The organism is Herbaspirillum sp. B65 (assembly GCF_000333555.1).
In the GTDB taxonomy this organism is placed as follows: Bacteria; Pseudomonadota; Gammaproteobacteria; order Burkholderiales; family Burkholderiaceae_D; genus Herbaspirillum; species Herbaspirillum rubrisubalbicans.
The window spans coordinates 1-4,616 of sequence record NZ_BADI01000757.1; the positions used below are offsets into that span (position 1 = coordinate 1).

5 protein-coding genes are annotated in these 4,616 nt (G+C 53.3%); 3 read left to right on the plus strand and 2 right to left on the minus strand.

Annotated features, from left to right (window positions below; genetic code table 11):
* Positions 1 to 186: 186 nt before the first annotated feature.
* Entirely contained in the window at positions 187 to 789 is a 603-nt protein-coding gene (locus tag I5W_RS17835) for an undecaprenyl-diphosphatase (protein WP_044530232.1), read from the minus strand.
* A gap of 282 nt (positions 790 to 1,071) precedes the next feature.
* Here I5W_RS17835 and I5W_RS17840 point away from each other — a divergent pair, with 282 nt between their 5' ends.
* A complete protein-coding gene (locus I5W_RS17840) occupies positions 1,072 to 1,254 on the plus strand; it encodes a hypothetical protein (protein ID WP_034302277.1) in 183 nt (60 codons plus the stop codon).
* A 188-nt stretch (positions 1,255 to 1,442) separates the two neighbouring features.
* Here I5W_RS17840 and I5W_RS17845 read toward each other — a convergent pair whose 3' ends face one another.
* Positions 1,443 to 2,438: a tyrosine-type recombinase/integrase gene (locus I5W_RS17845; RefSeq protein WP_044530233.1), complete on the minus strand. Its 996-nt coding sequence runs from the start codon at positions 2,436 to 2,438 to the stop codon at positions 1,443 to 1,445.
* Between the two features lie 170 nt (positions 2,439 to 2,608).
* On the opposite strand from I5W_RS17845, the gene I5W_RS17850 reads away from it, so the two are divergent.
* The gene (locus I5W_RS17850) at positions 2,609 to 3,634 is read left to right on the plus strand and encodes a DNA-binding protein (protein WP_044530234.1); all 1,026 of its coding nucleotides are present in this window, start codon (positions 2,609 to 2,611) and stop codon (positions 3,632 to 3,634) included.
* Positions 3,635 to 3,858: 224 nt separating this feature from the next.
* Positions 3,859 to 4,530 (plus strand): hypothetical protein, encoded by a 672-nt coding sequence (locus I5W_RS17855; RefSeq protein WP_044530235.1) that lies wholly within the window; start codon positions 3,859 to 3,861, stop codon positions 4,528 to 4,530.
* Positions 4,531 to 4,616: the final 86 nt, after the last annotated feature.

A 4,616-nucleotide genomic window follows, 5' to 3' on the forward strand; every position in this document is an offset into this window, starting at 1 on the left:
GCCAGAAAATCCCGCCCCAGTTTCGCCTACCGTAGTTGACATGATCTTGATGATCCAGAACGATAGCCCGATTTCGGGAACCTTATTCATCCAGTACTGGTGGAGCTTGACTTGTTGACCGTCCATGTTGATCTCCTCATGAAAATTGGATGTTGAGAAGTCTGAGTGCTTGGACTTAGCTCTCACTTAGGTGGTGCCACGAATCCACCCTTTCACGATGAACCTAGAGAAGACGCGGCAATGAATACGGATCGCGACGTTGTAGATGGAACCAAGAAACCCATGAGGAAGATGGTGAATGAGGGTGGTACTAAGCATCGCCACGATGGCGGCACCTGCCATGTCGAACGGGAAGTGCACCCCGAGATAGATACGTGCCCATGCCAGCGGTATGCCCAGCAAGCCGAGAACAATCCCGGAGAATCTCAGCGAAGGGTTGAGTAGGAAAGTGAAGGCTACCGCCCACCACAGAGACAGATGATCGCTGGGAAAAGAAGAGTCAGCGGCGTGTGGGATTAGTGTGTGTCCCAATCCGATCATGAACGGCCGAGGATGCCACCAGGTCATGCCTATCAATTGATTTGTCATCAATGCAATCAGACCGGCTGCGGTCGCGGCAAGCATGGCTCTGCGTTGACACGCATCACCGCGCAGCCAAATCAGGGCAATCGTAAGCGGAATGATCCAAATCTGGAGTGTTGCAATGACCGTGGCCAGGTCAACGACAATCTGAGGGGGATGGGCAGGGGCGTTCAACCACAAGAAGAGAATCTTATTGATGTTTTCCATGATGGAGGTCTGGCAGTGAACGATGGCGGATGGTCAACCTGATGATGGCTTGCATCAATCACGGCGCATCGTTCTTTGTAAAATGAGCATGAAGATTGAGAGATGTGGAAATGTATCCCAGAAAACTTAGCCGAGACTGAGTCCGCATTAAGCAGTAAAGCATTGCCGCAGAATCTAGATAGCAGATATCTAGGCGGCCTAAGGTCTGGCTAAGTCTTGGTCAATAGGCTCATGCTGCCAGAGTTATTATCTGGCAACATCCATCAACTAAAGGAGCCATCCATGACTTCAGCGATCAGCAGTCTCTCCAGTAGCTTTTACAACAATGTTGTGGCGGCCAATCCGCGCCAGAACGCCAGCAAAGTCGATAGTGACGGGGATCATGACAATAGCCGCCCGGGTGAAGTCGAAAAGGCCAAGCCGATGTCGGGAACCCTGGGCACGATGATCGATACGCACGCCTAAAGTAGCAAGCCGGCCATTTGAAATTTGAATGGCCGGTATGGGGGCAACGCCGTCATCATCTTGATGGGCTTCGCCGTGCTCTCACGAATGGATTGCACTGGCATAACTCCTCACTACTCTGTGAAGAAGATCGCGCGGCTGGCCGAGGCTCACGCCAAGTGGGTGTATCCTGCTTGGATCCGGTGCAATCAGCTGGTGCGCCTTTTTAGCAGGTGACCTGCTGCATTTTCTTCGAATCTGCCAGCTTCTTCGATATAGCCCTGTACCGTTCCGTCGTGGCGCCAGCCGCCTTGGCGCTTGATATCTCGAAAATCTGCCCCGGCGCGGTAAGCGCTAGTTGCCATGCCTCGACGCAAACTATGGCTGGAGAGATCCGGCACGTAGTCCAAGCCCGCCATGCTGGCGCAATCAGCCAAGATCGTATTGATGCTGGCGGGGTAAATGCACCGCTCTCCCAGCATTGCCCATTTATTAATGGAGCGGAATACCGCTCCATCGCGAATTCCCGCGGCCTCCAACCAATCTCCAAGAGCAGTCGCTGGGCAGCACGGGCCGGTGCCGTAGGGGATTGCCTTGACGATCCCCTGGCCTTGCTGGTCAGTCTTGGAGCGCTGCAGCGTCACGATCAATCCATCCGGTTCCCATGCGAGATCAGAAACCTGTAAGCCTGCTAGCTCACTTCTCCGAAAACCGCCAAAAAATCCCAGTTGTAGCAGCGCGCTATCCCGCTTGGCTTTGAGGGTATCCAAGGAGTCCAGCTTCAAGATGATCTTTTCAAGATCTTCGACCGGGAGGGCCTTGGCCTGTTTTTTTGGACGTCCGTGAGTGCGCCCGATACCTTTCAGTGTCTTGCGGACTGTGGGCGTGCTCGCAGGATCAGCAAAGCCTTGATAGAGATGCCATTGTGACAAGGCCGTCAGGCGCAACGCCAGAGTACGCGCATTGAGGTTGCTAGCGTGTGCCAGCAGGTAGCGGATCACTGCATTCTCGTCAGCCGGCAAGATCCCGCCCCAAGCCAGGAAATGTCGAATGGCCGAACGATACGTGCGCCGGGTATTTTCGGACGTGGCCGCTGCGAGGAAATGGCTGTGGGCCGCTTCAATATCCGTAGGTAATAGCGTACTGGCAGCCACCGCACCGTCAATGGCTGGGATATTTTCAGGAGAGGGCAATTTGTCGCTCATTTTGGCTTATGTACCGGAGTGCGCCTGCATAAAGGGGATATGGCTCACTATAACATTTGATAAACAACCTTATAGAGAGTTATAAAGCAGATTATCTCACGGATTTTGAATTGTATTTAAACGTATTATTACGTATAACGTAATATGATATCTTATTCAATGGAGCTCCCATGGCCCGCGCAGGCATCCTCTACTCACAAGTCGCCAAAGCAGCCTCACAGCTGGCCGCCGCTGGCAAAGCCCCCACCATCGACACGGTTCGCGAAGCACTCGGAGATACGGGAAGCAAGAGCACGATCGCCCCGATGCTCAAGCGCTGGAAGACCGAACATCAGGAAGTGGTTGCCGGCGGCGACACAGGCTTGCCAGTCGATCTGGTGGTGGCCGTCAAGGGCGTCTACCAGCGGCTTCAGGATGATGTCACCAGGCAGTTGGAGGCGGCCAACGAGGCACACGAGCAGGCCCAGGCGGCCGTGCGCAATCAGAGAGACGCAGCCCTGGCCGCCGAAGCCCAACTCCGCCAAGTCCACACTACCTTGGTCCGAGACCACACTCAGATCCAACAAACCTTGGCGAGATGCCAGCAGGATCTGCAGGCCAATGCGCTTGCGCTCACGGCCGCCCGGACTGAGAATGCCGGCCTTCAGCAGCGGCTGACTGATCGTGCCGCCGAGGCTCATGCCTTGAACCAGCAATTGGCGCAGACTCGCACCCAGTTCGAGCACTTCCAGGAGGCGGCGGTGCGCCAGCGCGCCGAGGAGCGGCAGGCTTTCGAGCAACGTCTTTCGCGCCTTGAGCAGGAAAATATCGCCGGCCAGCGGCGCCAAGATGCCCAGCAAGTGACGCTTGGCCAACAGGAGGCCACGTTAGCGCACCAGGTGAGCGAACTAGAACGGCTTCGCGATGCACTGACGGAAGCACACGCTGAATTGCACCAGGTTCGCTCGGAGCGAAACCAGCAAGCCGCTCAACTCCAGGAACTGACTGTGGCACGAGTCGACGCAGAGCGACGATTGGACATGGCGCAACAGGCAGTCATCGAGGCCAAGGCCAGCGCTGCGGCTGCAGGCAAACAAATTGAAATGCTGGCCAGTCAGTTGGCTACCGCAGAACTCAAGGCCAACCAGGTAGAGCGGGACAAGGTGGCGTGGATTGAGAAGATACTCGCGCAGCGTGCTACAACAGGTGATCAATAGAGCGTTACCCCGGTAATGTAAAAATAGGCCAAATGAGCACAGAGAATACGTCCGAAAACCGGACGAACTTGCCTTCGGCAGCGATTTTATCGGCTCACACTAAGGCTAACTTCACAATTTTTGAGATGGTCTCAAATAGCCAATATAAAATCGGATACTAGTTACTTTGCTACTCATATCCGAAAATTTTCCCTATCTCGGCTGGCCCTCTGAGGATTGTGCCTATGCATTTAGATGATGAAGAGACAGACCGCCAGCACTGCTTAGCGATTGTGCATGAGTACCATCGCTGTCACGATGCATTTGAACTATTTGCTTCAATTGCAAGCAGCCTAATACTTGCTGGCCACGAGAAGCATCAGGCGTACCGGGCTTATAACGCTTATGCCGCCTTCATTTTTCATCTCTACGAATTTGTTTTAGCTCTCCATGCGCGAGATTTGAATGTTACGGAGATCCGTCCACCAAATGGAATGGAGAAACACAAATTTCTCGATCTATTGGTCCAGGGAACGATAAAGAAAACCTTAAGAAATCGTATAGAAGCGATCGAAAAGGGCTACGCACCGATATGGGAAAATTCCATCGAAACCTATAAAGATCTATCACCTGTCCCCGATGACTTCTCAGAGAAGTTTCGCCAAATGAGGAACAAGGTGAATGGCCACGTTACGTATCAGCGCATCAAGGAAATTGATCTAACTGATTTCTACGAAAAGTACCACTCTTATTTGTATATGCTCTACCGGGACTGCGGGGATTGGTGGGGAAGAAGCTCGGAAAAACAGTTTCCTGAGCTTGAGAATATTACTAGCTTCTTTGCGAAGATCGTTGCATCCACACGCGAAGATCAAGTACCCCCGAATGCCGCTACATCGGCTAGAAATGGCCAGTAAGAGAAGAGGTAGAAAGCATCGGGGAAAGTATTCGTGCATCGATTGCAGGCAGCTAGCAGGGAAGGGGCTCGATCTGGTTAAATTGC

Bases quoted from the DNA above. Each gene is read 5' to 3' on its own strand.
- I5W_RS17835 (WP_044530232.1), bottom strand. From the start codon at position 789: ATGGAAAACATCAATAAGATTCTCTTCTTGTGGTTGAACGCCCCTGCC.
- I5W_RS17840 (WP_034302277.1), top strand. From the start codon at position 1,072: ATGACTTCAGCGATCAGCAGTCTCTCCAGTAGCTTTTACAACAATGTT.
- I5W_RS17845 (WP_044530233.1), bottom strand. From the start codon at position 2,438: ATGAGCGACAAATTGCCCTCTCCTGAAAATATCCCAGCCATTGACGGT.
- I5W_RS17850 (WP_044530234.1), top strand. From the start codon at position 2,609: ATGGCCCGCGCAGGCATCCTCTACTCACAAGTCGCCAAAGCAGCCTCA.
- I5W_RS17855 (WP_044530235.1), top strand. From the start codon at position 3,859: ATGCATTTAGATGATGAAGAGACAGACCGCCAGCACTGCTTAGCGATT.